At 46.4% G+C, this 26,781-nt stretch carries 24 protein-coding genes, 1 tRNA gene and 3 pseudogenes; 8 read left to right on the forward strand and 20 right to left on the reverse strand.

From position 1 onward, the window contains the following. Positions 1–161 precede the first annotated feature (161 nt). The 4 genes and pseudogenes from J2Z28_RS07655 to J2Z28_RS07670 all read right to left on the reverse strand — a co-directional run. Positions 162–1,076: a DUF4261 domain-containing protein gene (locus J2Z28_RS07655; protein ID WP_211081787.1), complete on the reverse strand. Its 915-nt coding sequence runs from the start codon at positions 1,074–1,076 to the stop codon at positions 162–164. 10 nt (positions 1,077–1,086) lie between these two features. Further along, on the reverse strand, positions 1,087–1,548 hold the full coding sequence (locus J2Z28_RS07660) for a DUF86 domain-containing protein (protein ID WP_211081788.1): 462 nt from the start codon (positions 1,546–1,548) through the stop codon (positions 1,087–1,089). A gap of 173 nt (positions 1,549–1,721) precedes the next feature. Next, positions 1,722–2,009, reverse strand: coding sequence for a Dabb family protein (locus tag J2Z28_RS07665; RefSeq protein WP_017689429.1), 288 nt, complete (start codon positions 2,007–2,009; stop codon positions 1,722–1,724). Positions 2,010–2,294: 285 nt separating this feature from the next. Next, positions 2,295–2,711: pseudogene (locus tag J2Z28_RS07670) on the reverse strand (phage holin family protein); the annotation flags it as partial. Positions 2,712–3,126: 415 nt separating this feature from the next. On the opposite strand from J2Z28_RS07670, the gene J2Z28_RS07675 reads away from it, so the two are divergent. Next, the gene (locus J2Z28_RS07675) at positions 3,127–3,723 is read left to right on the forward strand and encodes a helix-turn-helix domain-containing protein (protein ID WP_017689431.1); all 597 of its coding nucleotides are present in this window, start codon (positions 3,127–3,129) and stop codon (positions 3,721–3,723) included. Between the two features lie 222 nt (positions 3,724–3,945). On the opposite strand, the gene J2Z28_RS07680 is transcribed toward J2Z28_RS07675, so the two are convergent. Then, positions 3,946–5,100 carry a sn-glycerol-1-phosphate dehydrogenase gene (locus J2Z28_RS07680; RefSeq protein WP_211081790.1) on the reverse strand — a complete coding sequence of 385 codons (1,155 nt, stop codon included), beginning with the start codon at positions 5,098–5,100 and terminating at the stop codon, positions 3,946–3,948. Positions 5,101–5,258: 158 nt separating this feature from the next. Here J2Z28_RS07680 and J2Z28_RS07685 point away from each other — a divergent pair, with 158 nt between their 5' ends. Continuing rightward, the gene (locus J2Z28_RS07685; RefSeq protein WP_211081791.1) at positions 5,259–5,444 is read left to right on the forward strand and encodes a hypothetical protein; all 186 of its coding nucleotides are present in this window, start codon (positions 5,259–5,261) and stop codon (positions 5,442–5,444) included. 105 nt (positions 5,445–5,549) lie between these two features. Here J2Z28_RS07685 and J2Z28_RS07690 read toward each other — a convergent pair. Beyond that, a tRNA-Leu gene (locus J2Z28_RS07690) sits at positions 5,550–5,633 on the reverse strand. Positions 5,634–5,858: 225 nt separating this feature from the next. On the opposite strand from J2Z28_RS07690, the gene J2Z28_RS07695 reads away from it, so the two are divergent. Together J2Z28_RS07695 and J2Z28_RS07700 are read left to right on the forward strand one after the other, a co-directional pair. Beyond that, positions 5,859–6,851, forward strand: coding sequence for a Gfo/Idh/MocA family protein (locus J2Z28_RS07695; protein ID WP_211081792.1), 993 nt, complete (start codon positions 5,859–5,861; stop codon positions 6,849–6,851). Positions 6,852–7,074: 223 nt separating this feature from the next. Continuing rightward, entirely contained in the window at positions 7,075–7,437 is a 363-nt protein-coding gene (locus tag J2Z28_RS07700) for a winged helix-turn-helix transcriptional regulator (protein ID WP_036609739.1), read from the forward strand. 50 nt (positions 7,438–7,487) lie between these two features. Here J2Z28_RS07700 and J2Z28_RS07705 read toward each other — a convergent pair whose 3' ends face one another. The 5 genes and pseudogenes from J2Z28_RS07705 to J2Z28_RS07725 all read right to left on the reverse strand — a co-directional run. Beyond that, positions 7,488–9,104, reverse strand: a complete 1,617-nt coding sequence (locus J2Z28_RS07705) for a sensor domain-containing diguanylate cyclase (protein WP_211081793.1) — start codon at positions 9,102–9,104, stop codon at positions 7,488–7,490. Positions 9,105–9,268: 164 nt separating this feature from the next. Continuing rightward, positions 9,269–10,006, reverse strand: coding sequence for a spermidine synthase (locus J2Z28_RS07710; protein WP_211081794.1), 738 nt, complete (start codon positions 10,004–10,006; stop codon positions 9,269–9,271). Between the two features lie 161 nt (positions 10,007–10,167). Further along, entirely contained in the window at positions 10,168–11,070 is a 903-nt protein-coding gene (locus J2Z28_RS07715; RefSeq protein ID WP_017689438.1) for a LysR family transcriptional regulator, read from the reverse strand. Positions 11,071–11,129: 59 nt separating this feature from the next. Then, positions 11,130–11,867, reverse strand: a complete 738-nt coding sequence (locus tag J2Z28_RS07720; protein ID WP_211081795.1) for an SDR family oxidoreductase — start codon at positions 11,865–11,867, stop codon at positions 11,130–11,132. 24 nt (positions 11,868–11,891) lie between these two features. After that, positions 11,892–12,008: pseudogene (locus J2Z28_RS07725) on the reverse strand (Atu4866 domain-containing protein); the annotation flags it as partial. Positions 12,009–12,213: 205 nt separating this feature from the next. On the opposite strand from J2Z28_RS07725, the gene J2Z28_RS07730 reads away from it, so the two are divergent. Then, complete coding sequence (locus J2Z28_RS07730) at positions 12,214–13,149, forward strand: AraC family transcriptional regulator (protein ID WP_211081796.1); 936 nt, start codon at positions 12,214–12,216, stop codon at positions 13,147–13,149. Positions 13,150–13,213: 64 nt separating this feature from the next. Here J2Z28_RS07730 and J2Z28_RS07735 read toward each other — a convergent pair whose 3' ends face one another. Next, positions 13,214–13,651 (reverse strand): MerR family transcriptional regulator, encoded by a 438-nt coding sequence (locus J2Z28_RS07735; RefSeq protein ID WP_211081797.1) that lies wholly within the window; start codon positions 13,649–13,651, stop codon positions 13,214–13,216. A gap of 168 nt (positions 13,652–13,819) precedes the next feature. Between J2Z28_RS07735 and J2Z28_RS07740 the strand changes: the two genes are divergently transcribed. After that, complete coding sequence (locus tag J2Z28_RS07740) at positions 13,820–14,668, forward strand: SDR family NAD(P)-dependent oxidoreductase (protein WP_211081798.1); 849 nt, start codon at positions 13,820–13,822, stop codon at positions 14,666–14,668. A gap of 142 nt (positions 14,669–14,810) precedes the next feature. After that, positions 14,811–15,974, forward strand: a complete 1,164-nt coding sequence (locus J2Z28_RS07745; RefSeq protein ID WP_211081799.1) for an oxalate decarboxylase family bicupin — start codon at positions 14,811–14,813, stop codon at positions 15,972–15,974. A gap of 238 nt (positions 15,975–16,212) precedes the next feature. On the opposite strand, the gene J2Z28_RS07750 is transcribed toward J2Z28_RS07745, so the two are convergent. From J2Z28_RS07750 to J2Z28_RS07765, 4 genes are all read right to left on the reverse strand, one after another. Continuing rightward, positions 16,213–17,001 (reverse strand): class I SAM-dependent methyltransferase, encoded by a 789-nt coding sequence (locus tag J2Z28_RS07750; protein WP_211081800.1) that lies wholly within the window; start codon positions 16,999–17,001, stop codon positions 16,213–16,215. A 200-nt stretch (positions 17,002–17,201) separates the two neighbouring features. Further along, complete coding sequence (locus J2Z28_RS07755; protein ID WP_211081801.1) at positions 17,202–19,169, reverse strand: PTS fructose transporter subunit IIABC; 1,968 nt, start codon at positions 19,167–19,169, stop codon at positions 17,202–17,204. 90 nt (positions 19,170–19,259) lie between these two features. Beyond that, positions 19,260–20,171, reverse strand: coding sequence for a 1-phosphofructokinase (gene pfkB, locus J2Z28_RS07760; RefSeq protein ID WP_211081802.1), 912 nt, complete (start codon positions 20,169–20,171; stop codon positions 19,260–19,262). A gap of 2 nt (positions 20,172–20,173) precedes the next feature. Then, positions 20,174–20,920: a DeoR/GlpR family DNA-binding transcription regulator gene (locus tag J2Z28_RS07765; RefSeq protein WP_017689448.1), complete on the reverse strand. Its 747-nt coding sequence runs from the start codon at positions 20,918–20,920 to the stop codon at positions 20,174–20,176. Between the two features lie 189 nt (positions 20,921–21,109). Between J2Z28_RS07765 and J2Z28_RS07770 the strand changes: the two genes are divergently transcribed. Next, complete coding sequence (locus J2Z28_RS07770; RefSeq protein WP_211081803.1) at positions 21,110–21,790, forward strand: G1 family glutamic endopeptidase; 681 nt, start codon at positions 21,110–21,112, stop codon at positions 21,788–21,790. Between the two features lie 146 nt (positions 21,791–21,936). Here J2Z28_RS07770 and J2Z28_RS07775 read toward each other — a convergent pair whose 3' ends face one another. The 4 genes and pseudogenes from J2Z28_RS07775 to J2Z28_RS31460 all read right to left on the reverse strand — a co-directional run. After that, positions 21,937–22,422, reverse strand: a complete 486-nt coding sequence (locus J2Z28_RS07775; protein WP_211081804.1) for a hypothetical protein — start codon at positions 22,420–22,422, stop codon at positions 21,937–21,939. Between the two features lie 134 nt (positions 22,423–22,556). Continuing rightward, entirely contained in the window at positions 22,557–23,987 is a 1,431-nt protein-coding gene (locus J2Z28_RS07780; protein WP_211081805.1) for an NAD(P)-binding domain-containing protein, read from the reverse strand. Positions 23,988–24,326: 339 nt separating this feature from the next. Then, positions 24,327–24,566 (reverse strand): DUF896 domain-containing protein, encoded by a 240-nt coding sequence (locus J2Z28_RS07785; protein WP_211081806.1) that lies wholly within the window; start codon positions 24,564–24,566, stop codon positions 24,327–24,329. Positions 24,567–24,677: 111 nt separating this feature from the next. Further along, positions 24,678–26,781 (reverse strand): annotated as a pseudogene (locus J2Z28_RS31460) (collagen-like protein); the annotation flags it as partial.

A 26,781-nucleotide genomic window follows, 5' to 3' on the forward strand; every position in this document is an offset into this window, starting at 1 on the left:
TGTTTAAGTACCGGATCAGAAGCAACGGTCTGTCGCTCAGCCATCCGGGCGAATGCCTACTCTGTTGATGCATTATAAGCAGCACAGGCTTGACTTGACACTCCAGATGTTAAAAATAATCTGAACGCCCTTTTTGAATGGATGCAAATGACGGCTTAAACTCAGTTCTGACGAGCCGGCTCGAGATCAGCCGCGGCATGCTCATCCCCCGGGTCCAAATCAATCACATATCGTCCAGGTGCAATTAATGCCGCCTGATGTTCACAACGCCAGCGACGTCCACCTGAAGAACCCAGCGTCTGTCCATCTTGCAGAACATCCCCCTGATCAAATATGTAATACGCTGCACCCAGTAAGGTCTGAGCCACCGTATCCGGATCAAGACCGACGAAGTGACACTGGACATCAGGTACACCCAGCGCAGATAATCCCACGGTATCCATGACCAACCCGCGCTGTTCCTCTGTACCTCCGGCTTGATACATTCGAACGTTCATAGCTGCATACAGATGTTCCTCACGTTCCTGAGCTTGCGTATATGCTTCCGGTTCAACCAGCTTGTCACTGCCATACCAATACAGCGCATCACAGGTCAAACTCTCCATGATTGCCAGTACAGTCTTCTGAAACAGCTCCAGGCGCTGTTTACGAGGCATGGCAGCCGTGAACATATCATGTATCCGAATGGAGTAACGCGCAGCTTCCACAGCTTGTCCCACTTCCGGCCAATGCCATGCTTGTTGCAGAGCACCGCCAAAGCGAGCACGATCTGCGATTTCATTCACAGGAAGCATACAAGTCTGAGCAGGGATATCCCCTTCCTGGAAGGATACCTTGTGGTCCAGATGATAGAAGACAAGCATCTCATGCTTTTGCCCTCCGCTCTCTTGTTTCACATCCAGTCGGACTTGTCCTGTATGACGGATCATAGCTTCCTGCAAACGCAGGCGATCCACCTCTGGACGTTCCCGGAACAAAAGTTCAACCATATACACCGGATGGAATCCGGAAGGTGTTTCATTTGTTTCGTTACTTTCAGTATTTGCTTCATTGAATTCTTTTGATTCATTTGTCATGCGATTTCCCTCATTCCTTACGCTGTCCCTCGGCCTGTGCCGTATTGAAAGGACCAAGTTCTTTTTCCACGTAGGCGCTAACCTGAGTAGTAAAATGTTTAAGTATACTCGGCAACTCTACGCTAAGCGGATGGAGCTCAGACCGCTCCCAAGTGTAATAATCCTGCACCAGTGGTTTGCGTAACGTGACAAGCTGACGCAATATCTCATAGGTCGGATTATCAAAAACCTTTTCTTCATAATTAATCTGAATAATATCATCATAGCTGCTTGCATCTCTCATGATGAAGCCGTCGATCAGATAACTTCCCACATCGGTAACAATTTCGATCGCCAGGTGAAGACAACGTTCCTGTACCATCCCGAGCATGAGACTGCCATCCCAAGCCTCTGCTGCCCCGCGAAGCCCTTCAGCTACTTCCGGTACAGCAGCAAGCCGGCGGGCAATCTGTTCTCTGTTCACATAATACATTCGTTCACTTCCCGTTCAATGAGTTATCGGTTCCGTTTCCCTCTTCGCTTAAGCCAGAATATCATCACAGGACAAGCGATTAGAAACACAACAAAAATATATAGAAATTCCATAACGTCTCTTAAATCGCTCATGCAGAGTCCCCTTTATCTCAACGTAGTTTGAATGACAGATCAGATTTCGTAGTCTACTGCAATTGACTGTTCTCTGACTTCGTTCATGTACTTGATAACTTCCTGATGAAGCGGGTGTACCTGATACGCCTGGAGATCCTCCAGTGACGCAAACTCCGCCGTGAGTGAAATGTCGAACGATCTCTCCGAGCGAAGCACATCAATCCCGATTTCGAGTGAAACCAGGACATCAATTTTTCCTTCCAGATTACGAAGCACCTGGGCTGCAGCTTCAATACTTTCTGCTGAGCGATCTTTCATTTTGAACAGGACAATATGTTTTATCATCTGGGCAGACACCTCGTTTAATATAATAGTAGAAATGAATGAATTTTCATGTATCCAAAATATATCATAACGTTCTCTATTACGAAAGGATACTTGGAAACGTTCTCTTGATAAGAAAAAGGAATCCGAACCGTTTTATTTCGATTCGGATTCCTTTTGAGATCCATCCTCCTTCTGTTTCGCGGATTCATCCTGCAGAGTTTGTCCTGTTTCAGCCTGCTGCTTGATGTTGTCCGGGGTCTGCTGCGGTTTGGACCATTCACGATTCATAAGATACTCCTGATCTTCCTGTTTCTTCAACACTGCAATGGCCTGTCTGAGCTTTGCAGGCAATGGAAGACCGATTCTGGCATAATTCTCAGTAATCGAAATGAGTTCATTCACCAGATAGAAATAAATAGCTCCACCTTTGATAAAATCGGTTCCCATGATCAGATCAATTCGGTGAGCAAGCAAAACAACTGTCAGCATGAGCCCTTTGCGAGCAATCCCCCAGAATCCAATGTTGCTATTTAACCCCGTACCCGTTCTTACCGCCGCCGCCAAACCTGTGATATAATCCACAGCCATCGCGACCGCGAGCAGGCTCAGCAATTGATCCCATCCGCCAAAAGCAAACGTAACAAACGCTCCCGAGATGACAGCAAAGGTATTCACAGATAGATTCACGTTCCTCACCTCTCCCTTACACTTGAGTATCATACAATATATGTAAAAGTAAGAGATTTGACAGGTCACATGTCATGCTGAACATGCGGATTTATCATTTCAGATTTGTGCACATCCTCTTCGCAACAGGGGAACGAAAATTACATGATTTTGGGGAATTCAGGGAAATAAACCGCATCATATCAACAAAAAACAGATAAAAGTTCTTTAGACCTAATAATGGGTAATTAGAACTATATTATTTATATTCCTGTTCAATTTCTCCCCTCATTTTTAGTGAAACATTGTAATCTAGGAATATACTAGGATGTGAATTGCGCATGGTCTAGTTCGTAATTCCCTCTTTATCGTGAATTGACGCATTGACGTATTTGTAACCAGTAAACCCGGCACTTGAAAGTACCCCGTTGTTTATTGTAGTATTTGGTTAAAAAAAATCGGAGGAAATATGCCTAATCAACCAGAACAACATTCCATCCAGGCGTGGTCTCTGATCAACCGTAAATACTTGGGAAAAGGCGTCCGTGTTAAACGATTCCGAAAACCGACACGCTGTCAAATCCGTAATCGTGTTCTTCTTGCCGTACTGATGGCCAATGATATCAAGTTGTCCCAGCTCGCTGAAGACCTCTCCATCTCTTCACGCAGTGTCAGTGCGTGGGTATATGAAGGACGGATACCCGGCAGTACCAATTTGGACAAGACTTGCCAATTACTCGGCTACCCGCGTCATATTCTTTTCAATGAAGAAGTTGTGCGTAATAGCCCTGTCATATGTCAACCCGAGTCATCTCGCTTCATGAAGCGTACGGTGACCCGTTCTCCGGTGAGTAACCGTATTTTGACAGGCTTGTGTATGGTCCATGATCTGTCGGTGACAGATGTCAGCCACTGGATCGGGGTTCATCCCGGCACTTTCCGCAAATGGCTGCATCAGGGAACACTGCCTTCTGCTGCGTTTCAGGAACAAGCGGAGCAATTTTTCCGTATCCCGAAAACTATTTTGTTCGCAGATGTCATCTTGAAAGATCGTCGCAACAACTAAATAAGCGAACAGCCAAAAGGCTCTGATCTCCCCATAGGGAGGCCAGAGCCTTTTTTAAAATAAATGCATGCCTTCTCTCTCGGACTTGAAGCACTGTTCTGGCCATTCCATCAGAAATGTCAGATAACCTACCCTTTTTCGCCTTTTGCTCCCAAGGAGAGCCATCACAGCCCGCTACATGCTAAGTTAATGCATTTCATCATGACCATTCTCTCTAAAAGGTCATCCTAACCTTGTGTTCAACACTTCATTGATATATCTCAATCCGGTATATCGAGGACGGAGCGTATGCGCTGTGTTGAATGCATGTTCCACCATCTCCGGGGTTACACCGAGTTGCTCAGTAGTCACAGGTCCACCTACTTGTTCCAACCATGCGATGAGCTGAGAAGCCTCCGGCAATTGGTCATATATCCCAAACACCTGTTCACCCGATGTCTGTGCAAGTTCTTTATATTTCACCGTAATCAATGCACAAGCTACGCCAACTTTGGCACCATGCAGAACCGGCCTTTCTCCCGCTTGCATCAGATCCATCTCCAAAATGTGGGACAGATGATGCTCACCTCCGGATGCCGGACGGGAATGGTCAATGATCAGCATGGAGATACCGGAAACAATTAAGGCGTCCATTAATACAGCTACTCCCTCTGCTCGCCCCTCCGCAATCGCTTGTACATGATCTATGCAGGTATGCAGCGCTTCTTCTGTCATCCGATAAGCAACCGGACAGAACGGTTCCCCGCCCAGATCACGAGAAACAATCCAGTCTGCAAGGGAAGTATATTTGCCAAGCATATCTCCGAATCCGGCAGCTGTCATCACTTGGGGAGCTTGCTCCAGGATATTCATATCGGCAAAAATAGCTTCAGGCGGAACAGCCTGAAATGTCTGTTTGATTCCGCTTACAATTAAGGGTGCACCCGCAGAGGTAAAGCCATCTACTGAAGCCGCTGTCGGTATCGATAGAAAGGGCTTATTCATTTTGGAACAAACAAATCTCACCAGATCATGAATGGTACCTGAACCCACCGCAATTACAGCCTGACTTTCGAGTCTCACACCCAACATAACCTGCACAATAGCTGCTTCATCCGCAATGATATCCCCCGTGCGATTCTCCGGCAAAGCGATCTCATCCACATGCATTCCCGCTTCGCGAATACTACTCAGCACATCAGATCCGGCGGCCCGAAACGTATGTCGATCATAAACAACCGTCACCTGACGATATCCTTGCTCAGACAAATAACCCGGTAACCTCTGAATGGCCCCAGCTTCCAGATGTATCAGCATATCCACCACTCGATGTTGATGACCGCAAGCACACTGCTGTGCTTCCTCATTCCATGCTGCAATTCGTTCGTTCATATTCATTCGCTCTTACCCTCCCATATGAGATATCATGCATAATTAACGGGTTAAAACCACAAGATAAAAAAGGAAATAAAATGTGATGATTTTCCTGATCACACTTTACTGCCTGTACCCAATATTTGCAAATCCATATCTCACATTTCCAAGTAGGTGAAGCAATGAAATTAACGAAAGAATTAGGAATTTCGCTCGGATTTCTCGCCGGAACCACTTTTGGCAGCGGTATCGCTTTTTTGTTTCGTCTCCAGTCGGTTGAAGTGGTTGCCAGTGTATCGCTATTTGGTATTGCAGGAGCCATTGCCGGGATCATCACGGCAGTCATTCTGCGCCAGCGGCAACATTAGCATTAGCATGCTGGTAGCAAAATGTAGGCTTCACACGAATGATCCACAAAATAAAAAAAGGTTCGTGAATTGCCCTAGAGCAACTCACGAACCTTTTTTGTTAGATGCGGTCGAGAGGACTCGAACCTCCACGGGGGTTAGCCCACACGGACCTGAACCGTGCGCGTCTGCCAATTCCGCCACGACCGCATAATATGTATCTCCTCATCCATCGATGAAAAGCGTTCCGGTGAAACAATTCCTTGTTTTACCGTAATTCAGAGTATACATGCTCCAAAATAAAAATGCAACTTCTTTTTTATTCTTTCAAGAATAGGACATATGTCCTTTTTTCTCAACTTCAAACACCCTATCGTAGCATTAAACAACAAATATACCATCCATACGAATGCAAAAATGAAGGAGAGATCCACCTTGAAAACAACCCATCTGTGCTTTATCGGTGCCGGGTTTCATGCATCCACGAATATTTACCCTTCTGTTGTTGAAGCCGGAGCGGAGATCCAGGCCATTGCCACACGCAGTATGGAACGCTCTGAAGCAGCTCTGCTGCGATTTGGCAGCAACGGACAAGCGTATGACAATGCTCAGCTTATGTTGCAGCAGGAAATCTGTGACGGAGTCGTTGTGGTCGCCCAGCCTGTAGATCAGACCGCTCTTGTTCTCGAATGCATTCGGGCTAGCAAGAATGTATACGTGGATAAGCCGCTCGGATGGAACGCAGCGGAAGCCGCCACTGTAGCAAAAGCTGCCGAGCAGGCTGGCGTCGTTGTCATGGTCGGTTTTATGAAACGTTATGCCCCCATATACATGAAGTTGAAGGAGCTAATTGATAGTGGTTCGCTAGGTAAGGTACGTTCATTCCAGATGAAATTCGCTGTAGACAGTACCCCATTTTGCAAGGATGAGGAACAGTTCATGAAGCTCGCTGCCATTCATATGGTCGATCTGATGCGTTACTTATTCGGAGAAGCAATACGAGTTACAGGCACAACCGTGAAGGATGGGGAACACATTAATCAAAGCATTTCCCTTGTATTTGAAAATAACGTAGTAGGCAGCGCTTATTTTACCGGCATGAGTGCTTGGTCACGGGAGAGTGAAAGTGTACTCGTCACCTTTGACAACGGATTTGCGTCAGCTGAAGAGATCAACACACTTACTGTTCATCAATCCCGAAGCTCGACCAGCCTTCCCTGGAAATCTCTCGAGGAGCAAGATACTATATATACACCTTCCGGATCCCCCATGTCAGGAGCTTACCGTGACCTTTATCTACGCGGGTTTGTTGGTGAAATGGCACACTTCATCGCGTGTTGCCAGAATCAGACTGTCCCACATTCCAGCGCCAAGGATAATATTGCAACGATGGCTCTATGTGACTCCATTCTATCGTCACTGAAGTAGCGTATATACGCTCATCATCATATTTTATTCATCCAGAGAAGAGCCTGAAACCGGGGCTCTTTTTTATATTATAGACATCAACACATCTGCCTTCGCCTAGAATTAGGGTTTATAATCTGCATCATAAGTGATATGCTCATTCATGAACTATACGTACTTTATATAATATAACCACCCAAATAGATACTATAGAAAATCACCGTAAAGTGGAGGTGTACTTATAATGAAAAAGGACGCAACCAAGCTATGTCCCGCGCCATACGGCTGTTCCGTGGAAGTTACCCTCAGTGTGATCGGAGGCAAATGGAAAGGTGCCATTTTGTATCATTTATTCTCCGGTCCTTTGAGATTTAACGAGATCCGAAAATTGTTTCCTGACATCACCCAGCGTATGCTCACCCTGCAACTTCGAGAGTTGGAAAGCAGCGGAATTGTTCATCGTGAAATATACCCCCAGATCCCACCTAAAGTGGAGTATTCCCTCACACCATTTGGTGAAACGTTACGGCCGATCATCTTCAGCATGCGAGATTGGGGAGAAACGTATACAAATGAGGTTCTGGCCAGATCCTCACAAGAGGTATAGTACACAAAAGAAGCTGTCCCTAGTTTTTAGGGAACAGCTTCTTTGCTTGCTTATTTAATAACCGATTGGATCGTAACCGTACGGTTACGTCCCTCTTCCTTCGCTTGATACAATGCATTATCCGCCAAGTGAAACAGTTCTGTGGATGTTGTGGAGTGCTTCGGATATTCAGCAATTCCAGCCGAGATGGTGACGGAACGATCTATAGGCAATATGCTTTCTTCGACCGTTATTCGGATACGTTCAGCAATCTCAAAAGCCACGTTAGACTCGGAATTTCTTAACAAGACTACAAATTCCTCTCCACCAAACCGGGCGCAGACATCTTCTGGTCGAACAGACAATTGAATGATATTGGCAATGTGTTTTAATACTTCATCCCCAGCATGATGCCCGAATGTATCATTAATGGACTTGAAGCGGTCGATATCCAGAACAATAATGGAGAATGGCGCCTCATCCTGAATCCATTCCTGAATGACTTCTTCGAAGGTTCTGCGATTGTTCATGCCTGTTAAAACATCTGTTCTGGCATCATAGACAAGCTGGTTTGTCTGTTTCCTAAAGTTCGCCAATGCGCCAACAACTGCTCTCGTTAGAAGGTCTGCCTCTCTATTCCAGTGAGGTTTTATCACCGGTAGATCCACTTGTCCCTTATCGACCTGATTCACCAAATCAGCCAGCATAGCAAAAGGACTGGCCAGCTTGCGTGCAACCCGCACCACAATAAGGGTCAGGATCAGGAAAGGCACTGAGGTGTACAGCAACAACATACGGATATGATGATTCAACTGATCGTACACCGTTTGGGTTGGAGACACGATTACGACGCCCCAATCTGTTGATGGAACTTTGTAATAACCTGCAAGCGAATCCACACCTGCCAGGTTTTTGTATTGTTCTTTACCGTTCTTGTTTGCTAGCAGCTTTTGCACCACTTCATTTTTACTGACATTTTCACCAATTCGATTGGTGTTTGGGTGAAATAACAAAGTGCCCTTCTTATCCACAATAAAAAAGTAGGAACCATTACTTGTCTTGAGCTGACTGCCAAAAGACAGACTCAATATATTATTTTCCTGCAAAAAGATATTTCCACCGATTGTTCCTTGATACTCCCCTGCCGAATCAAAGATCGGTTCACTGACAAATACAATTCTGCGTTTGGTTCTGGGTGTCTGGTACGCTTCGGAGATATACGAAGCCCTCAATTTAACCGCTTCTTTTGCTGCATTGGAACTAACATGGTGACCTACACTAGCCTGTGAGTAAGGTGAGGTAGACCTGATAACTCCCTCTTTATTTACCAAAGAAACGGAATTGAAAAAATTACTGCTATTGCGAACCAAATCCAATGTGGAATTCAACTCTTTTGTATTGGAGTTATCCATGTCCGGGAAATATGTGGCTGCATATTTCAAGCTCTCCTGCATGGAATAAAAAAGCGAATCCAGCGTTTGGCTCATTTGCACAGCGCTTGCATAGTTTAGGGACAGGGTGTTATCAATGAGTGACTGTTTCTGAGATGTATAAGATGAGATGACCATGAGGGTCAATGTCATTATAACTGAAATAGTGACCAACCCGCCGAGTAAAGCCGTAAGGCTGATCTTCTTGATGTTTTTTATTTTTCTTCGTAATCTAGATCTCTTGATCTGTCCAATCATCTTTTACTTCCCCCGGATTTTCATGAAAAAGCATATTCCTTCTATCTTATACGAAAGTTGTTAAGATCAAATAAAGAGACTGAGAAATCTTAACAATTACATCGTAAGATTGACGATTTAATGACATTTTACTTTCCCTGGAAGAATCACTGTTCAGGATCGCCCTAATCGACAATGATATATCCTTCTTCTGGCTCTTGTTCAACAAACCCTGCCATCTGACGAACCTGAAATTCGATCGGGTGATGACTACCCATTAAAATGCGATTTTGAACTTCATCCGCTGTTTCTGTAGGTAATGCGAATGCACGTGTATAGGCAAACTGTGCCTGAAGTGTCGTATAGATCGCATTGACAAGCTGATCGTTGCCCGCACGCCCGAACACATTAAGGATCACAGCTCCGTCCGAGTCCAGCTTGTCCTTGACCATGGCAAAAAAATCACTGGATATAAACTGCTCGGGTGTACCCGTTGCCGTAAAGGCATCAATAATAATATAATCATATGTCGCAGCGGGTTCCTGACCTAATAATTCACGACCATCCCCAATGAGCACAGGGCTTCCCTCATATCCAAAAAAGGTCTGGCTCAACTCCACGACCTCTGCGTCAAGCTCAGCCACTTTTACCTGACGATCAGACAAGTAGGTTGGCAATGTGCCAATACCATGTCCTACCACAAATACGGTATTAAACTCAGGATCATTCCGTTCCATTAGATGCACCATCGCTCTCGGATACTCCAACACCATCCGGTTAGGCTCATCCAGATCCATGGCTCCCTGCACAGCTGCGTTGGAGAATTCTAATACACGAAACTGGCCCTTCTCTCCATAAAGCTTTTTGGTATCATATACCGTCAGCTCATGCTGTTCACTTTTATTCCGATACAGAACTCTCACTAACCGTTCTCCCTTCGATCTCTTGCACACATTCGACATATACCTTCATTCTATTACACGGGATGACAACATACCACCCTATACTTTAAAGATCATAGTACAACAAAAAAAACCGTTCCGACTTATACGGAAACGGCCTTTTGATGAACCATTTAGCACTTCTAAGACCCTATGGCCTCATGCAAAGCCTGGACATATGCTACACCCAGATTAGAGAGAGAAGTGCTCTTGTGGCTTATCCACCCTACATTAATGGATTCCTCACATTCCAGCGGTACAGGAATTATTTCGTCTCCGTTCAGATCGGCGCTAAGTACGCCCGTAGAGATCGTATAACCATTCAGACCAATCAACAGGTTAAACAATGTTGCGCGGTCATTGACCTGTATGCTTTTGGGGTGAGATAACGTACTCAGGATTTCTTCGGAAAAATGAAAGGAATTGTACTCTCCCTGATCAAATGACAAGTACGGATAATCCTGCAGTTGCTCGATTGCAACCGACTCCTGCTTCGCCAGCGGGTTCTTCACACTGATAAAGATATGGGGCTTGGCTGTGAACAAACTCGTGAAAACCAATCCCGCATCTTTTAACAATTTGTTAATCACCTTGGCATTGAACTCATTCAAATACAGGATGCCAATTTCACTGCGCAGGCTTTTCACGTCCTGAATAATCTCGTAGGTCTTAGTCTCCCGAAGCGCCAACTCGTATTCATCCTGACCATACTGCTGTACCAGACGAACAAAGGCATTCACTGCAAACGCATAATGCTGCGTCGATACAGAGAAGTGCTGCGGGGATGGCTTGGCGTTCAGATAACGATTCTCCAGCAATTCAGCTTGTTCTACCACCTGACGTGCATAACTCAGAAACTCAACGCCTTCTTTAGACAGAGATATTCCCTTATTGGTACGTTCAAAAATAGTAATTCGCAACTCCTGCTCCAGATCCCGAATGGCATTCGAAAGGCTGGGTTGCGAGATAAACAACCTTTTGGCTGCTTCATTCATGGAACCGCGCGTGGCAACTTCGATCACATATTTTAGTTGTTGTAATGTCACTGCACTATTCCTCTTTTCGTATCAATTGAATCTATTATATACCAAAAGAGGATCCGAACTTAAGCCATGCTTGCTGTCGGTCTCACTACAATCTCATTTACGTCCACCTCTGCCGGCTGGCTAATGGCATACAAGATACTTTGCGCAATCGCCGAGGCGGGAATGGATATGCGCCGATACTCTTTCATGAGATCACGTGCTTCTTCATCAGAGATCGTATCCGCGAGTTCTGATTCCGTCACGCCCGGTGATACAAGGGTTACACGGATATCTCCGCCTACTTCCTGTCGTAACCCCTCCGAGATGGCGCGGACCGCGTATTTGGTTGCACAATACACCGCTGCCGTTGGTGACACGGCATAGGCTCCAATAGAGGCGATATTAATAAACTGGCCGAAACCCTGCTTTTTCATGACGGGTAGTCCAGCCGCAATGCCATGCAGAACACCACGAATGTTAACATCTATCATGCGATTCCACTCATCTACTTTTAACGATTCAAGGGGAGATAGCGGCATAACTCCAGCGTTATTTAAAATAACATCGATATGTCCATAGCGAGTTTGAGCGAGGTCAACGATGGTTTGCATCTCTTCCAATCTGGTAACATCCAGCGAATGATACTCCACCGATCCGCCTTCCAAACGAATGGAGGAGGCCAATGCCTCCAAACGTTCCATACGTCTAGCTCCAATAACTACATGTGCTCCATGCTGTGCAAGCAATCGAGCTGTTGACTCGCCAATTCCACTACTCGCACCGGTAATGACAACAACTTTCCCTTTTACATTGGACATATTAAATCGCTCCTTATTAGGTTGTTATTGTACATTTTCTCTATACAAAATCATGCCTGCATGGTACAAAACGCCGTCCCTGAAGTCTCCATCAGCTGTAAATCCCGTATCATCCACGTATTCTATATGTTTCCCATATACGGGTATTTTGGTTCTTGTTGGTCACCCATTGAATTGCGCTCCATTGTTTCTCCCCCCTCTCTGCTTCAAAAGATTCCGTTGCTTCTCTCCATTATGTAGAGGATCAGTCGTTGTACGATAGAAAAATCCCGCAGTATTCTTGCCTATTCCTCCAGAGCATTTTAAAATAATAGTAATAGTGGTTTACAAGGGGGGGCTGTAATTCATGCTTATCAAAACAAATGAAACGGATACAAGCATCACGGAGCAGCAGCAACAATTGGCTCAACTTATTGAGCATTTCACCCCAAATGATGGGATACACCAAACAAAAATTCCATCGCTTGCCTTAATCCGTGCCTCCGAGATCTCACAACCCATATATTCCGTTTATCAGCCTGCCCTCTGCATTGTCGCCCAAGGTTCCAAATTAGTTATACTCGGCCGCGAGAGCTACACCTACGACCTTTCACAATATTTGGTAGCTTCCGTAAACTTGCCTATTTCAGGGCAGGTTGTACAGGCTACAACCGAACATCCCTATCTATGTATTCGACTGGATTTTGATTCAGGGCAGATTTTCGATCTGATTCAGGATACGCCTTCTGCACAACCCAAACCTGACCATTTAACACAAAGAGGATTGTTTGTTAGCTCAACCAAACCTTCCCTTCTTGAAGCCGTGATCCGATTGGTTCGGCTGCTGGATACACCTGAAGACATTCCTGTCCTTGCCCCTCTGTTTATCCGCGAAATTCTATATCGTATTATCCAGGATGAACATGGACATTCCATCAAGCAGTTTGCTATTCAGGACAGTCATGCACAGCACATCGCCGAGGTGATCGAAGTCATCCAATCCGATTACGCTAAGCCACTTCGGATTGAACAACTTGCTGCCATGATCAACATGAGTTCTTCCTCATTACATCATCATTTCAAAGCGATTACCGCCATGAGCCCTTTACAATTCCAGAAACAGATTCGATTGCATGAAGCCCGGCGAATGCTGCTCGCAGGTTTAACCGATGTCGCCGACGCTGCGTTCCAGGTTGGCTATGAAAGTCCGTCTCAATTCAGCCGGGAGTATGCCCGCATGTATGGTCTCCCTCCCAAAAGCGATATCAAACGACTTCGTCATACACTCGATATTAAATACTAGAAACAGCAAAAAGACCCGCGTCATCATGACGTGGGTTCTCGGATTCAAATAGGCAGCAGCGCCATCAAGAGAATAGGTTCTGTTTTTCAAAAACAGACATCTGGTTCTCCCCGGTAATAGGACATTCATCAGGATACATACTTCGTTTCTCCAACTTCTCGTCGATAAAATCAACCACCTGCTGTAGCGAAGCAATCTGTGCTTTAACTTTCTTCCGGTGATTCACCAGCATCTCCCGTTCATTTGGGAAATCTGCGAGATCGGAATCCATGGACATTTGTAAATAAGGCTTCATTTCCTCCAGAGACATTCCTGTTTTTTTCAGGCAAGTGATCAACTTCATCGTATGGATATCCTCCGAGCGATATACCCGATGGCGATTGGCTTTGCGTTCCGCTCGAGGAAGCAGCCCAATCTTCTCATAATAACGAATTGTATCTTCTGATAATCCGGCCTGTTCTGACGTTTCTTTAATGGAGAACACTTCATTCTCACTCATCATATGGGCCTCCTCCACATTCATTTCTCTCCATATTACAACTTGGAGCTGACTCCAAGTCAAGCATGATCCGCTCCATCCCAACACCCCTTGACTTGGAGTCGACTCCAAGTTATAGAATGAGCGCAGCATACAGATTCGTTCTGTAATCCCATTCTTCTGGAGGTATATATGAATATACAAAATCAGCTTCGCACCGCTCTCATCACAGGGTCAACGTCAGGAATTGGTCTTGAACTGACACGCAAGTTACTGGCTGAAGGATGGCAGGTAATCGGTCTCAACCGTTCTGCTTTCCCATCCGAGGATACCGATATTCAGAACGCCTTACGTACAGGCCAGCTCCGTTGGGTTCAGGCTAATCTGACCAACTACGACAGTCTGAGAACTGCACTGGATCAGATTAAATCCGGTACTGATTCAATTGATGTTTTGTTTAACAATGCGGGGGGCAGCGCTTCGGAGCTTCGTTTCTCTGATCAGGGGCATGAACTACACTTTGAACTTCAGACGGTAGTCCCTTACATCATCTACATGGAATTAGTTGAGCTATTGCTTAAAGGACAGATGAAAACAGTTATTAATACTTCCACCACCTCGTTCAATATGGTCAGACAATTTGATATGAACATCCTGGAACGTCCAGCCGAATTCAAAAAGCTGTTTGGTCCTTATGCCACCTCGAAGCTCGGCTTATCCCTATGGACACACGAGGTTGCCAAGTCTGCCAGTGCGGATGGCATACAATTACTAAGCGTAGATCCCGGTGGAAATAACACGCTAAGGGGCAACAAAACATCCGGCCTGCCCTTCTATATCAAACCTATCATGAAATGGTTCTTTCCTCATCCAAGCCATGGCGCTTCGCTGCTCTACAATGCGGCCTTATCCCCAACCGGACACGAATCCGGTGCGTTCCTGGTTAAAAATAAATCGGCAGCACTTCGTTTCACAGAGCAAGGCCCTGCTGTTTTAAAGCGGGTAAACGAGATCTACGAGCAGCGTTTTCTTACAGTGTAGTCTGGAATAAAGACGTGACCGCATGCGGTCACGTCTTTTTTGGTCGTTTGTCCCTCATATTATCCAGGCCCTGATTCATAGGTGTAAACATAACGATACAATGTCGCGTGTGACATGTTACTGAATCTGGAGGGATCACTTCATGACCAAAGGACAGCAACCAAATGACAAACCATTTATCATCCCGCAACCCATTCGCAGTGATGGCGCTGGAGGACCTGATCTGGGACCCAGAGACGTCATGAGAGATATACAAAACCCAGATATGCTGGTACCTCCGGCAACCGATAACGGGTTATTGCCCAATCTGAAAATGTCTTTTTCCGATACCCATATGCAATTGAACCATGGGGGTTGGTCACGTGAAATCACCGTACGGGATCTCCCTATTGCCACTACACTGGCAGGTGTGAACATGAGCCTGACACCGGGAGGTATAAGGGAATTGCACTGGCATCAACAATCCGAGTGGGCCTATATGATCTGGGGAACAGCAAGAATTACTTCGGTAGATCAGAACGGACGTAATTTTATTGCGGATGTCGGGCCTGGCGATCTCTGGTTTTTCCCCAAAGGTCTACCCCATTCCATCCAGGGACTGGAGGAGGGTTGTGAATTTCTGCTTGTGTTTGATGACGGCTCCTTCTCCGATCTGAATACGTTATCCATATCCGATTGGTTTGCCCATACCCCACCAGAGGTATTGTCTGTCAATTTCGGCGTGCCCGAATCCGCTTTTCAGTCCATGCCGAAGGAACAGGTCTACATTTTCCAAGATACCGTCCCGGGTTCCATCGAGAGCCAGGAAGTTCAGTCGCCATATGGTACCATTCCTCTCACATTCAAACACCGATTGCTGGCCCAGGAACCACTCATTACACCGGGCGGAAGCGTCCGGATTGTCGACTCCACCAACTTCCCTATCTCAACTACCGTTGCAGCCGCACTCGTTGAGATCCGACCTGGCGCCATGCGTGAACTGCACTGGCATCCCAATGCAGATGAATGGCAATACTATCTGACAGGACAAGGGAGAATGACTGTCTTTGGAGGCAATGGCATTGCTCGTACCTTTGATTATCGGGCGGGAGATGTCGGATATGTTCCTGTCGCAATGGGACACTATGTACAGAATACCGGCACAGACACTTTATGGTTTTTGGAGATATTCCGAAGTGATCGATTCGAGGATGTATCGCTGAATCAGTGGATGGCGTTAACCCCGCGGGATCTGGTCCGTGACAATCTGAATGCGCCGCCAGAGTTGCTTGATTCCCTACGTAAAGTAAAATGGCCTGTCGTTTAATTTAAGAGGTTGTTCAAAAAGTCCACTTTTGATTACGAATCATGCCTAGCGGCATCATCGGCTTCGAAGATGAAATTCAGCCGAAATGCTACTCCATTTCTAGCTTCATCCCATCTTCTCGGTACTGAAAACCAGACTTTTTGAACACGCACTTTAAAGATGAACCTCTGTCATATGTGCTGAAAAGGGAGGTAACACGTGCGAAGAAGAGAGACCGTCTGAACCGTCGATTCGATCTTTAAACATGAGTCGGTTTAATCGCTTGGATATACACACTTTCCCCTTGGAAGCTGTCGAGCTTCCCGTGTTCTGTCACTTCGAAGTTGAAAAATTTTCGGATGATGGACGGTGCACTCAACATACTTGCTTCAAGTTCCCTTCTCTCCCGTTCCGGCAGTGCCGCACGGTTACACCACTCTTCAAACTTAAAGCGCTTCTGGAAGGAAACCATCGTTTCCATGCGGAAGCCGGCATACTCCAGCATATGAATCCATTCCGTCTTGCGCCATGCTCGAACATGGCTTGCATCTCGGCACTTCTCCACTTCATTGTAAAACTGGTCATTCTCATCACGTTCAGGTGCCACGTTGTCAATGAATAACAACCTTCCACCGGGCTTCATAACTCGTAATGCCTCATGAACAAACGAAGAAACGTCCGGAAAATGGTGAGCAGCGATTCGGCAGGTTACAAGGTCAAAGACATCATCATCGAATGGCAGCTTCTCTGCATCCCCGGCAACAAAATCTACATTACGGTGTCCATTGCCCTGGATAAATGCTTCAGCTACCTGAAGCATTTCTTCCGTTAGATCGAGGGCTGTCACCCGCTGAACAAGTGGAGCCAATGCATTAGCGACATGCCCTCCTCCAGTGGCGATATCCAGCACGTTCATATCCGGAGTGGCTTGAGATGAAGCCACGAGCAACGCGAGATCCCCACCTTTGGCATGCCCCGCACTCGTCACGTATTTTCCTGCATTTTTCGCAAACTGCTTCTGCACCTGACTTTTGATTACATCAGACATTCCAATTCCTCCTGCATAAGTTTCATTAGACGAAACATAGTTTCAAAATATAATTATATTTATTTTACCACACATGAATGTAAAAGCTAAATAAGCATTTTACACAAATCCGGAGGCAACTTTCCACTACCTGACAAAAAAGCTGAAATAAAAAAACATCCCCCAAGTGAATTTCACCCAGGAGATGTTACTTATATTTGTTACTTTACAAGCGTTGGTGACTTCTTCCACAAGCCTAGAATCAGACCAGAGATCACAGAACCAATCGCAACAGCGAGCAGGAACAATAGTGCGTGGTTCGCCAGTGCTGCAACAAAGATCCCGCCATGCGGAGCTGGTACATTAATGCTCCACAGTTGTGTCAATCCGCCAGCAACAGCGGAACCCAGAATACAAGAAGTCAATACACGTAATGGATCAGCCGCAGCAAATGGAATTGCACCTTCTGTAATGAAGGAGAATCCAAGTACATAGTTAGTCAAACCTGATTTGCGTTCTTGCTCTGTAAATTTGGATTTGAAGAACGTTGTTGCAAGTGCAATCGCCAGAGGAGGCACCATACCGCCTGCCATAACCGCTGCCATCCATGCACCGTCTGTGTTACCACTGGATGTGAATACGCCGATAGCGAACGTGTAAGCCGCTTTGTTGAACGGCCCACCCATATCGATGGACATCATACCGCCAAGCAACAAGCCTAACAATACCGCATTACCTGTACCCAAGTTACCAAGTGCATCTACAAGCCAGGTGTTCAGGGAACCAAAGATTGGATCAAAGACATAGAAACTGATGGCACCCACGATCAGCAAACCAAATACCGGATACAGCAAGATTGGTTTCAAGCCATCAATCGCTTTTGGCAATCCTTTGAACAACTTACGAAGACCAATAACTACATAACCCGCCAGGAAACCGGCAGCCAAACCACCAAGGAAACCGGCGTTTGAGTTAACCGCCATCAATCCACCAACCATACCAGGCATCAGGGCCGGACGATCACCAATACTCATCGCGATAAATCCGGCAAGTACCGGAATCAGGAAGTGGAACGCCCCTGTTCCGCCACCGATCGTTTGAAGCAGTTGCACAATCGGATTCTCAGGGCTAGCAAGCTGTTCGAACAAGAAGGAGATTGCTAGCAGAATACCGCCACCTACAACAAACGGCAGCATATGCGAGATACCATTCATCAGATCTTTATAGATTTTGCTACCTACACTGATTTTGCCAGCGCTTGCGCCCTCTTCTTTGGCATTTCCGCCTTGGCTGCGATAGATCGGTGCATCTCCGTTAACGGCCTTGCGAATCAGCTCTTCGGATTTACGGATTCCATCACTCACCGGTCTTTGCAATACCGGTTTGCCATCGAAACGTGCCATCTCCACATTTTTGTCTGCGGCAACGATAACCCCTTTAGCACGAGCGATCTCATCAGCAGTGAGAACATTCTGCGCTCCTTCAGAGCCGTTTGTCTCTACGCGAATATTAATGCCCATTTCCTGAGCTTTCTTTTTAAGTGCATCTTCAGCCATAAACGTATGAGCTATACCGGTTGGACAGGCTGTAACCGCAACAACAAAATCCTCCGAATTGGTATTACCTACAATCACACCAGAAGTGTTTTGTTGCTGATTGCTAGTGGAGACTGATGCGGCATTTGCTGCTTTTTCAGCTTTTTCTTTTTCTTTGGCTGCTTCCTTCTCAGCTGCTTCTGCCTGTTTGGCATCAAACAATGCACTAACTTCCGCAGGTGTATCTGTACTCATCAATTGTGAGATGAAATCGCTATCAATCAACAACCTGGAAAGAGCTGCAAGCGTACGCAGATGGGTATTACCTGCGCCTTCTGGAGCCGCAATCATGAAGAACACATGAGCTGGCTGATCATCCAACGCTTCAAAATCAAGTCCTTTTCTACTCTTGGCAAATACAACTGTTGGTTCGTTCACCGCTGTTGTTTTGGCATGTGGCATTGCAATTCCGCCACCGATACCTGTGCTGGATTCAGCTTCTCTTTTATAGATCATTTCCTTGAACAGGACCGGATCATTGATTCGTCCGCTTCGGTTCAGGCTTGCAATTAGTTCATCAATAGCCTCATCTTTGGTTGTGGCTTGCAGGTCCATGATCATCGTTTCCTGGATCATCAAGTCTGTTATTCTCATCTTGGTACACTCCCTTAAGTTCAGTCGGCCTGCATAGGCAGGCCTCACTACATTACAATTACAGTAAAAACCTTTTATAAGGCCGTTAGGCTAAATCGTCGTAATGGCTACTTGATTACGCAATTCATCAATCAATTCACGTGTTGCAAGATCATCCGAGAACGCAGTGGCGCTTCCAGATGCAACCCCTGTGCGGAAAGCTTCCAGCAAATCTCCGCTCTGTACATAGGTACCTACGAATCCGCCAATCATGGAGTCACCGGCACCAACCGAGTTTTTCACAGTGCCTTTTGGCACATTCGCATGATGAACTTCCGCTTTGGTAATGAATAGTGCACCCTCACCTGCCATGGAGATCAACACATGTTTAGCACCGGCTTCCAGCAACTTACGCCCGTATAACACCAGTTCCTCGCGAGTATCAATCGTTACACCGAACAGTTCAGCCAATTCATGATGATTTGGCTTCACCAGCAATGGTGCATGTTCAAGAGCTTCCATTAACGCAGGGCCCGTTGTATCAATCACAAATTCGGCACCCGTTTGCTTGCATACTTTAATGAGACGATCATAAAAATCCGTTCCAAGTGAAGGCGGTACACTTCCGGAGAGAATGACAATATCTCCTTTTTCCAACGAAGACAATTTATGAAGCAACTGCTCCGCCTCTTCGGCACTGATTGCAGGTCCAAGACCATTAATCTCTGTCTCTTCTCCATGCTTCAGCTTGATGTTAATGCGAGTATCGTCTGCAATCGTAACAAAGTCTGTCCGAATGTAATCTTCTTGCAACTTGTCATTAATGAAACGTCCAGTAAATCCACCAAGGAAACCAATAGCCGTGTTATCTGCTCCAAGTTGATTCAGTATGCGAGAGACATTAATGCCTTTGCCGCCAGGGAGCTTCAAATCCCGATTCATTCGATTCAATCCGCCAAGCTTCAGCTCATCCACTTCCACGATGTAATCAATGGACGGGTTAAGTGTTATCGTATATATCATCGTTATCCCTCAATTATTTTAGTTTTCTGGGCGATTCCAGGCCGCCAATGTTCTGGCATCTGCTCGGTAATCAAATCGGCCTCCTCCAAATCAAACAATTTGGCAAAAGTAATTTCCCCTATTTTGCTGGAATCAGCCAGCACATAAGATTTTCCCGACAATTGATGTGCACGCCTTTTAATCAAGGCTTCCTCCGGATCCGGTGTTGTATACCCCATTTCGGGATCAACTCCATTGCTTCCAAGAAAACATTTATCAAAACGGAAATTATCCATGTTCTGTAATGCGATACTGCCAATGACTGCTTTTGTATGAATTTTCATCATACCTCCGAGCAAATAACTGCGAATACGCTTGCTTACCAAAGCCTCAACATGTGAAAGTCCGTTGGTAACTACCGTTACGTCTTTAGCTTCAATAAAAGGAATCATGGCTAACGTTGTCGTTCCTGCATCCAGATAAATGCATTCGCCATTTTCGATCTCCTGTGCAGCCAAACGGGCAATCGTCGTTTTTTGTTGAATGTTTTTGAACGTTTTTTCTTCCATGCCCGGTTCCAGCGTTTTTTCATTCACCAGTGCGGCACCACCGTGGATGCGTTTGAGCATCTGACGACTCTCCAGATCGATCAAGTCACGCCTAATCGTTGATTCAGAAGCACCCAACACATCAACAAGCTCTTGCAATTTCACAATTCCCTGTAAATGTAAGCGCTCTATAATTGCAGCATATCGTTCTTCAGTCAGCATCTTCATTCCTCCAACTGCTTCTATAGTATCATAATCCACTCAAAAAACAACCACTTTCATTCAAAATAATTTAAAAACATTCAAAAACCCGCATCTTTCGACTTATTTTCTTGTCCAATTGTCCCTTTCTCTGACTCCTGAACGCGCATCTGATAATCTAGTCCCTATTTTATCGAAGGTGGTGACCTGATGACAGACCGCCCACACAAACGTCGCAAACCTTGTGCCCTGCATCAGAAAAAGAAAGTTTCCTCTCGCTCTGGATGGATCTCCTCCAATTGGAGCGGCTATGCTCGCACAGGAACACAGAACCAATACCGTCGCATCTCGGCGGAATGGACTGTCCCCTACGTTCTACCTAGTACACGTAACACATATTCATCCGCATGGATTGGAATTGATGGCTTCGAGAATAGCAGTCTCATTCAGACCGGAACAGGTCACGACTGGATTCAAGGCAAGCCCAGCTATTATGCCTGGTGGGAGATCCTTCCTGACGCAGAGACCATCATTCCACATCCCGTTTCCCCTGGTCATCGCATTCGAGCAGTCATCGCCAAATTAACGCGTAAAACCTGGTGCATCACCCTTACTAATCTAACGCTAGGCTGGACTTTCCGCACCATTCAGTATTATTCGGGTCCGCAGTCCTCTGCGGAGTGGATTGTTGAAGCGCCCACTGTAGGGAGCTCCATCGCCTCCATGGCACGGCTTACCCCCGTAACCTTCAACTTGTGCCGACTGAACGGACAGTCTCCTGCTTTTTGCACCTCTCAAAAAGGGATCATGGTCCAAGGACAAGGTATCGTCTCAATCCCTGGCGCCCCTAATCGGTGTAAAGATGGATTTACGGTTCGCCGCAAAACTTGAGTATTTAACGATCGAATGAAGTTACTTACTTCATGTTCTTAATGTTGGAATTCCGCGCGCTTCGTATCTCCAATAAAAATCCTGCAGCCTCCAGCGCTTGATGCGCGGCGTTGCAGGATTTGCTTTTCATGGGAACTTCATGAGGTCTATGACTCTACAACCATTGCTTCCGGTTTGGGTTTAAGCCATTTGCCATCCTCATTAATAAAAGCCCCCTTGAAGCGACCCATCTCCAATTGTTCAATTAGCCTCTCCTCGTCCATGACCAGAATCTCAGCGAGTTGCCCCGAGGTGTAAAAATGAGCGGGATTGTAATCGAGCAGCACAGGAACAGACGTATCATATAGTTCTTTGATCAGATTCTCAAAGGAATGCCGACCCAGGTTCTCCATATCTCTATAAAACTGCAAATGTTGGGACACCATATTACGGAAAGATTTATTCTCCAGATGCATCCACAACGTATTGCAAGCCCGAACACTCATATGATTTTGTTCCACATCGTAAAATTGAACTTCTTCAATCTTCATGTATTTCTCTTGAAATGCAACGATCTTAATCAAAGGTACATTTCGTTTACGCGACGCTTTCTTCAAATGGGCTCTAAATTGTTCATAGTTCATTTCATTCATCTATTATCCCTGCCTTTAACATGTTCCAACCGACATTTTACAACAAATTAAAGGCAAGTGTAACCTTCATCATATGAAAAACGAAAAAACGTGCAGCATCAGATGCCACACGTTCACAATCTTATGGAGTGCGTTTACTCAGCGAGAGCAGCACTTTTCACCCAAGTAGCCGTAAATTCCTGTTCTTCATACGCATAGAATTGCTGCAAAATAATCTCCCGATCATCGAGGAACAATTGATCCGCTATGGCAGAGACCAGTTTCGGAACTGCGCTCTTGGTTCCCGATATGGCCGATGCCGACAGACCACAGCTGGCAAGTGCAGAGTAGTTGAATACAAACAGTCCGTGCAACGGTTTCTCACCCTGTTCACTCCTGCTTGTCATTGCAAACCCGGAACTCAGGTATGGATGTGCGTCCAGCAATGCATTGCGATGCTCTGGTGGAGCCTGGTAACAGTCCTTCCAGCGCGCGATGTATGGCTCCACAAGCTTCAGCTCAGGACGGAGTGCCGGATCACTGAGAAGACCTGTGCTAATAATTAGAAAATCAAACGTAAATGCTCCCTGTGCCGTATGCACAATCGCTCCCTGATCCGATGCTTCTACACTCAGCCAGGGAGAGTTCAAATGCAGTTCGAATCCAGGCCAAGCTGCCGCACGATTAAACGTATCATTGGTTGGGGGTTGATTGAATTTGAAGAAATGAGAGATCACTTCATATTTATCAGCAACCGGAAGAGCATGGTATCGCTCGATCATACCGGATTGTTCCATCTGACGAATGGGATTAATACTTGGCAGTTGTTCCCGCCGTACAAATACATGAGCCTCCGCCACACCGGTGGAAAGGGCATAACTGGCATTATCGAATGCAGAAGCGCCGCCGCCAAGTACAGCAACCCTTTTACCTTTTAACCGATCAAAATCAATGGCTTCAGACGTGTGGGCATACAACTCCCGAGGTAATCTATCAGCAATCATGGACGGCATATGCCACTCTCCACCACCTTGTATTCCCGTAGCAAACACTACTTTGCGAGCAAGTATAACATCCATCTGAGCTCCTGCCTTGTTCACATGAAGTCGATGTATTCCGTTCTCTATTGGCTCAACCAGCGTCATTTCTACCTCATTAAGCACAGGCAGATTCAGCACTTTCCGATACCAGCGTAAATAATTCATCCAGTCCCCACGCGGGATCTTATCTACCTCTTCCCAACCTTCGGGCCCAACCTGTGCTTCCCACCATGAGCGAAAGGTTAACGAGGGGATCCCCAGATCGATGGAGGTCAGATGCTTGGGTGTGCGCAAAGTTACCATACGTGCATAAGTCTCCCAAGGTCCTTCAAGCCCCGATGCATTCTCGTCAATGACCACAATATTGGAGATCCGTTCACGAAGAAGTCCAAATGCCGCTCCTAATCCACTCTGGCCTCCACCCACAATGACGACATCATAGACATGACCATCCGCATGTTCTCTTGGACGTACCCAGTTCGCGCCACCAAATGACAAATAAGCCAGATCATTCTTCACACGTTCATTCAAAGCTTCCAGGCTCATGATTCATCAACCCTTTCGAGATACATATATGAACTAATCTTTCTTTGATTATTTGATGTAAGTTTGTTGTTAGTTATATTGAGGAGAATTGTGATTTCATCTTGTATTCCTGAAATATATTAGCGTTATTATATGAGTTATCGAGGATGAATTGAAGCTGGAGGCAGATTTATTGTCATCAACACTAAAAATAACTGACACGCTTGTTAATATGCACGAAATACCTAATTAGATGGTACCTTCCTCTTTTGATGTGCTTCCTTTTAGACGGAAGATTTGCAGAAAACGAAAAAAAGACAGACCAAGATGTAACCTTGGTCTGTCTTTTTTAAAGGAATGCTATTGGCCGGCCTGTTCCCGACGCTGCAATTTTTCATTGATTAATTTCTCAGGGGTCACATCATGACCCAGTGGGTCCACAACGGATACTGCCAGCATGGTTGTCAGTACCTGACCTCGAATAGCCTGCAAATATTGTTTTCTAAGCTCCTGCTGCTCGCTTTGTTCTGCTTTTGTCAAGCCGATGCTGCTGCGTTGTTTTCGACTTAATTCGTTAATGCGTCCCAAAATAGGAATCATGCAATCCACCTCACTTGTTAGTCCAAATTTCGAAAGATACTTCGAATATCTTCAAACTAACTTATTACAACTTTACGAATTTGTCCATAGGCGCAATTCGTTGAGAAGTTTTTAGGTGATCTCATGCACAGACCACACAATGCCATTTGTAGCACCACTGCCCAGGTTCAACGTAATCGTCAGCCCGTTTGCAGCATAGAACAATCCAATCACATCTCCTGCATTCAATGCGACTTCTACCGCCAAAGTCACCGAACCGCTTCCCAGCACTGCCCGCAGTGTAAGTAGTGTAACGGCTATATTCAGTACGGGCAATAAACCACTAACCAGAGTTGTAACTGTGGGTGATGTCCTCTGGACAAGAAAGGCAGGGTTAACTCCAGCACCCAGTGATAGGGCGATCGCTGCGGTTGTTGCATAATTTATTGTGGCCACAATGGAATATCTTCCGGTTACCGGGACGGTATAGTTTCCTGTGGTTGCATTGAAGTTGGCATTACCGTAATAAGGAGCCGTGGTCGTCCAGTTGGTTAACTGAGTGCTGGTTGCTGTCGAAAGTGTAGCCAGGAATGCCGAGAACCCTTGTGTTGCAAAATTGGGGCCGGTTGGGCCCGTGGCTCCTGTCAGCCCCGTTGCCCCAGTCGCACCTGTAGTTCCTGTGATGCCTGTTGCTCCAGTGGCTCCCGTAGCTCCGGTTGCACTCGTTACACCAGTTATGCCGGTAGCTCCTGTAAATCCGGTAGCACCAGTTGGGCCAGTTGGACCTGTGATGCCTGTAACCCCAGTAGTTCCAGTAGCTCCCGTTAGTCCTGTTTCTCCAGTTGCTCCGGTCGCGCCAGTTATACCTGTAACTCCTGCTGAACCAGTACTTCCTGTCGCTCCTGTTACACCCGTTGTACCTGTAGCACCGGTCACACCCGTGATACCCGCAATTCCTGTTGCGCCTGTGGCTCCTGATACACCTGTGAACCCAGTGGCTCCTGTTATTCCAGTAATCCCAGTTACTCCTGTTGAACCGGTACTTCCTGTCGTTCCTGTAGGACCAGTTGGACCTGCAATCCCGGTACTACCCGTAACTCCTGTTACACCCGTTGTTCCTGTTGCTCCTGTAAGTCCGTTAGCACCAGTAACTCCAGTTATACCGGTACTTCCTGTGGCTCCTGTCACGCCCGTGATACCCGTAACTCCCGTTGTGCCTGTTACTCCTGATACACCTGTGAAGCCGGTAGCCCCAGTTGCTCCGGTTGCGCCCGTGATACCTGTTGATCCCGTTATGCCCGTAACTCCGGTTGAACCGGTGCTGCCTGTGGCTCCTGTTACACCTGTTGTTCCTGTTGTTCCTGTTGTTCCTGTTGTTCCTGTTGCTCCTGTTGCTCCTGTAAGTCCGTTAGTGCCTGTAACCCCCGTTGCCCCAGTACTTCCTGTCGTACCTGTAACTCCTGATACACCTGTTAACCCAGTGGCTCCTGTTAATCCAGTAATTCCCGTTGCTCCGGTCGCGCCCGTGATACCTGTTGTTCCTGTAGGACCTGTCGCTCCTGTAAGTCCGTTAGTGCCTGTAACTCCCGTTGCACCCGTACTTCCTGTTGTTCCTGTTGCTCCTGATACACCTGTGGACCCGGTGGCTCCTGTTAATCCAGTAATCCCAGTTGCTCCAGTCGCGCCAGTGATACCCGTAACCCCTGTTACACCCGTTGTTCCTGTTGCTCCAGTTGCACCTGTACTTCCTGTGGCTCCTGTAGCCCCAGTCGTTCCCGCAACTCCGGTTGTTCCCGTGGTGCCAGTTGCACCCGTAGTACCTGTATTACCTGTATTACCTGTATTACCTGTATTACCTGTAGTACCTGTATTACCTGTAGTACCTGTAGTTCCTGTTGCTCCTGATACTCCCGTTGCACCCGTACTTCCTGTCGTGCCTGTAGCTCCTGATACACCTGTGAAGCCGGTGGCTCCTGTTAATCCAGTAATCCCAGTTGCTCCAGTAGCACCCGTGATACCCGTTGTTCCCGTTATGCCCGTAACTCCGGTTGAACCGGTACTTCCTGTGGCTCCGGTCACGCCTGTGATACCCGTAACTCCAGTTACACCAGTTAGTCCCGTAGCTCCCGTTGTGCCTGTTACTCCTGATACACCTGTGAAGCCGGTGGCTCCTGTTAATCCAGTAATCCCAGTTGCTCCAGTAGCACCCGTGATACCCGTTGTTCCCGTTATGCCC

Origin of the sequence: Paenibacillus xylanexedens (assembly GCF_017874615.1) — a bacterium.
GTDB classification, from domain to species: Bacteria; Bacillota; Bacilli; order Paenibacillales; family Paenibacillaceae; genus Paenibacillus; species Paenibacillus xylanexedens.

Bases quoted from the DNA above. Each gene is read 5' to 3' on its own strand.
- J2Z28_RS07675 (WP_017689431.1), top strand. From the start codon at position 3,127: ATGCCTAATCAACCAGAACAACATTCCATCCAGGCGTGGTCTCTGATC.
- J2Z28_RS07765 (WP_017689448.1), bottom strand. From the start codon at position 20,920: ATGCTGACTGAAGAACGATATGCTGCAATTATAGAGCGCTTACATTTA.
- J2Z28_RS07785 (WP_211081806.1), bottom strand. From the start codon at position 24,566: ATGATTCCTATTTTGGGACGCATTAACGAATTAAGTCGAAAACAACGC.
- J2Z28_RS07680 (WP_211081790.1), bottom strand. From the start codon at position 5,100: ATGAATATGAACGAACGAATTGCAGCATGGAATGAGGAAGCACAGCAG.
- J2Z28_RS07655 (WP_211081787.1), bottom strand. From the start codon at position 1,076: ATGACAAATGAATCAAAAGAATTCAATGAAGCAAATACTGAAAGTAAC.
- pfkB (WP_211081802.1), bottom strand. From the start codon at position 20,171: ATGATATATACGATAACACTTAACCCGTCCATTGATTACATCGTGGAA.
- J2Z28_RS07775 (WP_211081804.1), bottom strand. From the start codon at position 22,422: ATGAATGAAATGAACTATGAACAATTTAGAGCCCATTTGAAGAAAGCG.
- J2Z28_RS07660 (WP_211081788.1), bottom strand. From the start codon at position 1,548: ATGTATTATGTGAACAGAGAACAGATTGCCCGCCGGCTTGCTGCTGTA.
- J2Z28_RS07665 (WP_017689429.1), bottom strand. From the start codon at position 2,009: ATGATAAAACATATTGTCCTGTTCAAAATGAAAGATCGCTCAGCAGAA.
- J2Z28_RS07735 (WP_211081797.1), bottom strand. From the start codon at position 13,651: ATGATGAGTGAGAATGAAGTGTTCTCCATTAAAGAAACGTCAGAACAG.
- J2Z28_RS07770 (WP_211081803.1), top strand. From the start codon at position 21,110: ATGACAGACCGCCCACACAAACGTCGCAAACCTTGTGCCCTGCATCAG.
- J2Z28_RS07755 (WP_211081801.1), bottom strand. From the start codon at position 19,169: ATGAGAATAACAGACTTGATGATCCAGGAAACGATGATCATGGACCTG.
- J2Z28_RS07720 (WP_211081795.1), bottom strand. From the start codon at position 11,867: ATGTCCAATGTAAAAGGGAAAGTTGTTGTCATTACCGGTGCGAGTAGT.
- J2Z28_RS07750 (WP_211081800.1), bottom strand. From the start codon at position 17,001: ATGTCTGATGTAATCAAAAGTCAGGTGCAGAAGCAGTTTGCGAAAAAT.
- J2Z28_RS07685 (WP_211081791.1), top strand. From the start codon at position 5,259: ATGAAATTAACGAAAGAATTAGGAATTTCGCTCGGATTTCTCGCCGGA.
- J2Z28_RS07740 (WP_211081798.1), top strand. From the start codon at position 13,820: ATGAATATACAAAATCAGCTTCGCACCGCTCTCATCACAGGGTCAACG.
- J2Z28_RS07705 (WP_211081793.1), bottom strand. From the start codon at position 9,104: ATGATTGGACAGATCAAGAGATCTAGATTACGAAGAAAAATAAAAAAC.
- J2Z28_RS07780 (WP_211081805.1), bottom strand. From the start codon at position 23,987: ATGAGCCTGGAAGCTTTGAATGAACGTGTGAAGAATGATCTGGCTTAT.
- J2Z28_RS07745 (WP_211081799.1), top strand. From the start codon at position 14,811: ATGACCAAAGGACAGCAACCAAATGACAAACCATTTATCATCCCGCAA.
- J2Z28_RS07730 (WP_211081796.1), top strand. From the start codon at position 12,214: ATGCTTATCAAAACAAATGAAACGGATACAAGCATCACGGAGCAGCAG.
- J2Z28_RS07700 (WP_036609739.1), top strand. From the start codon at position 7,075: ATGAAAAAGGACGCAACCAAGCTATGTCCCGCGCCATACGGCTGTTCC.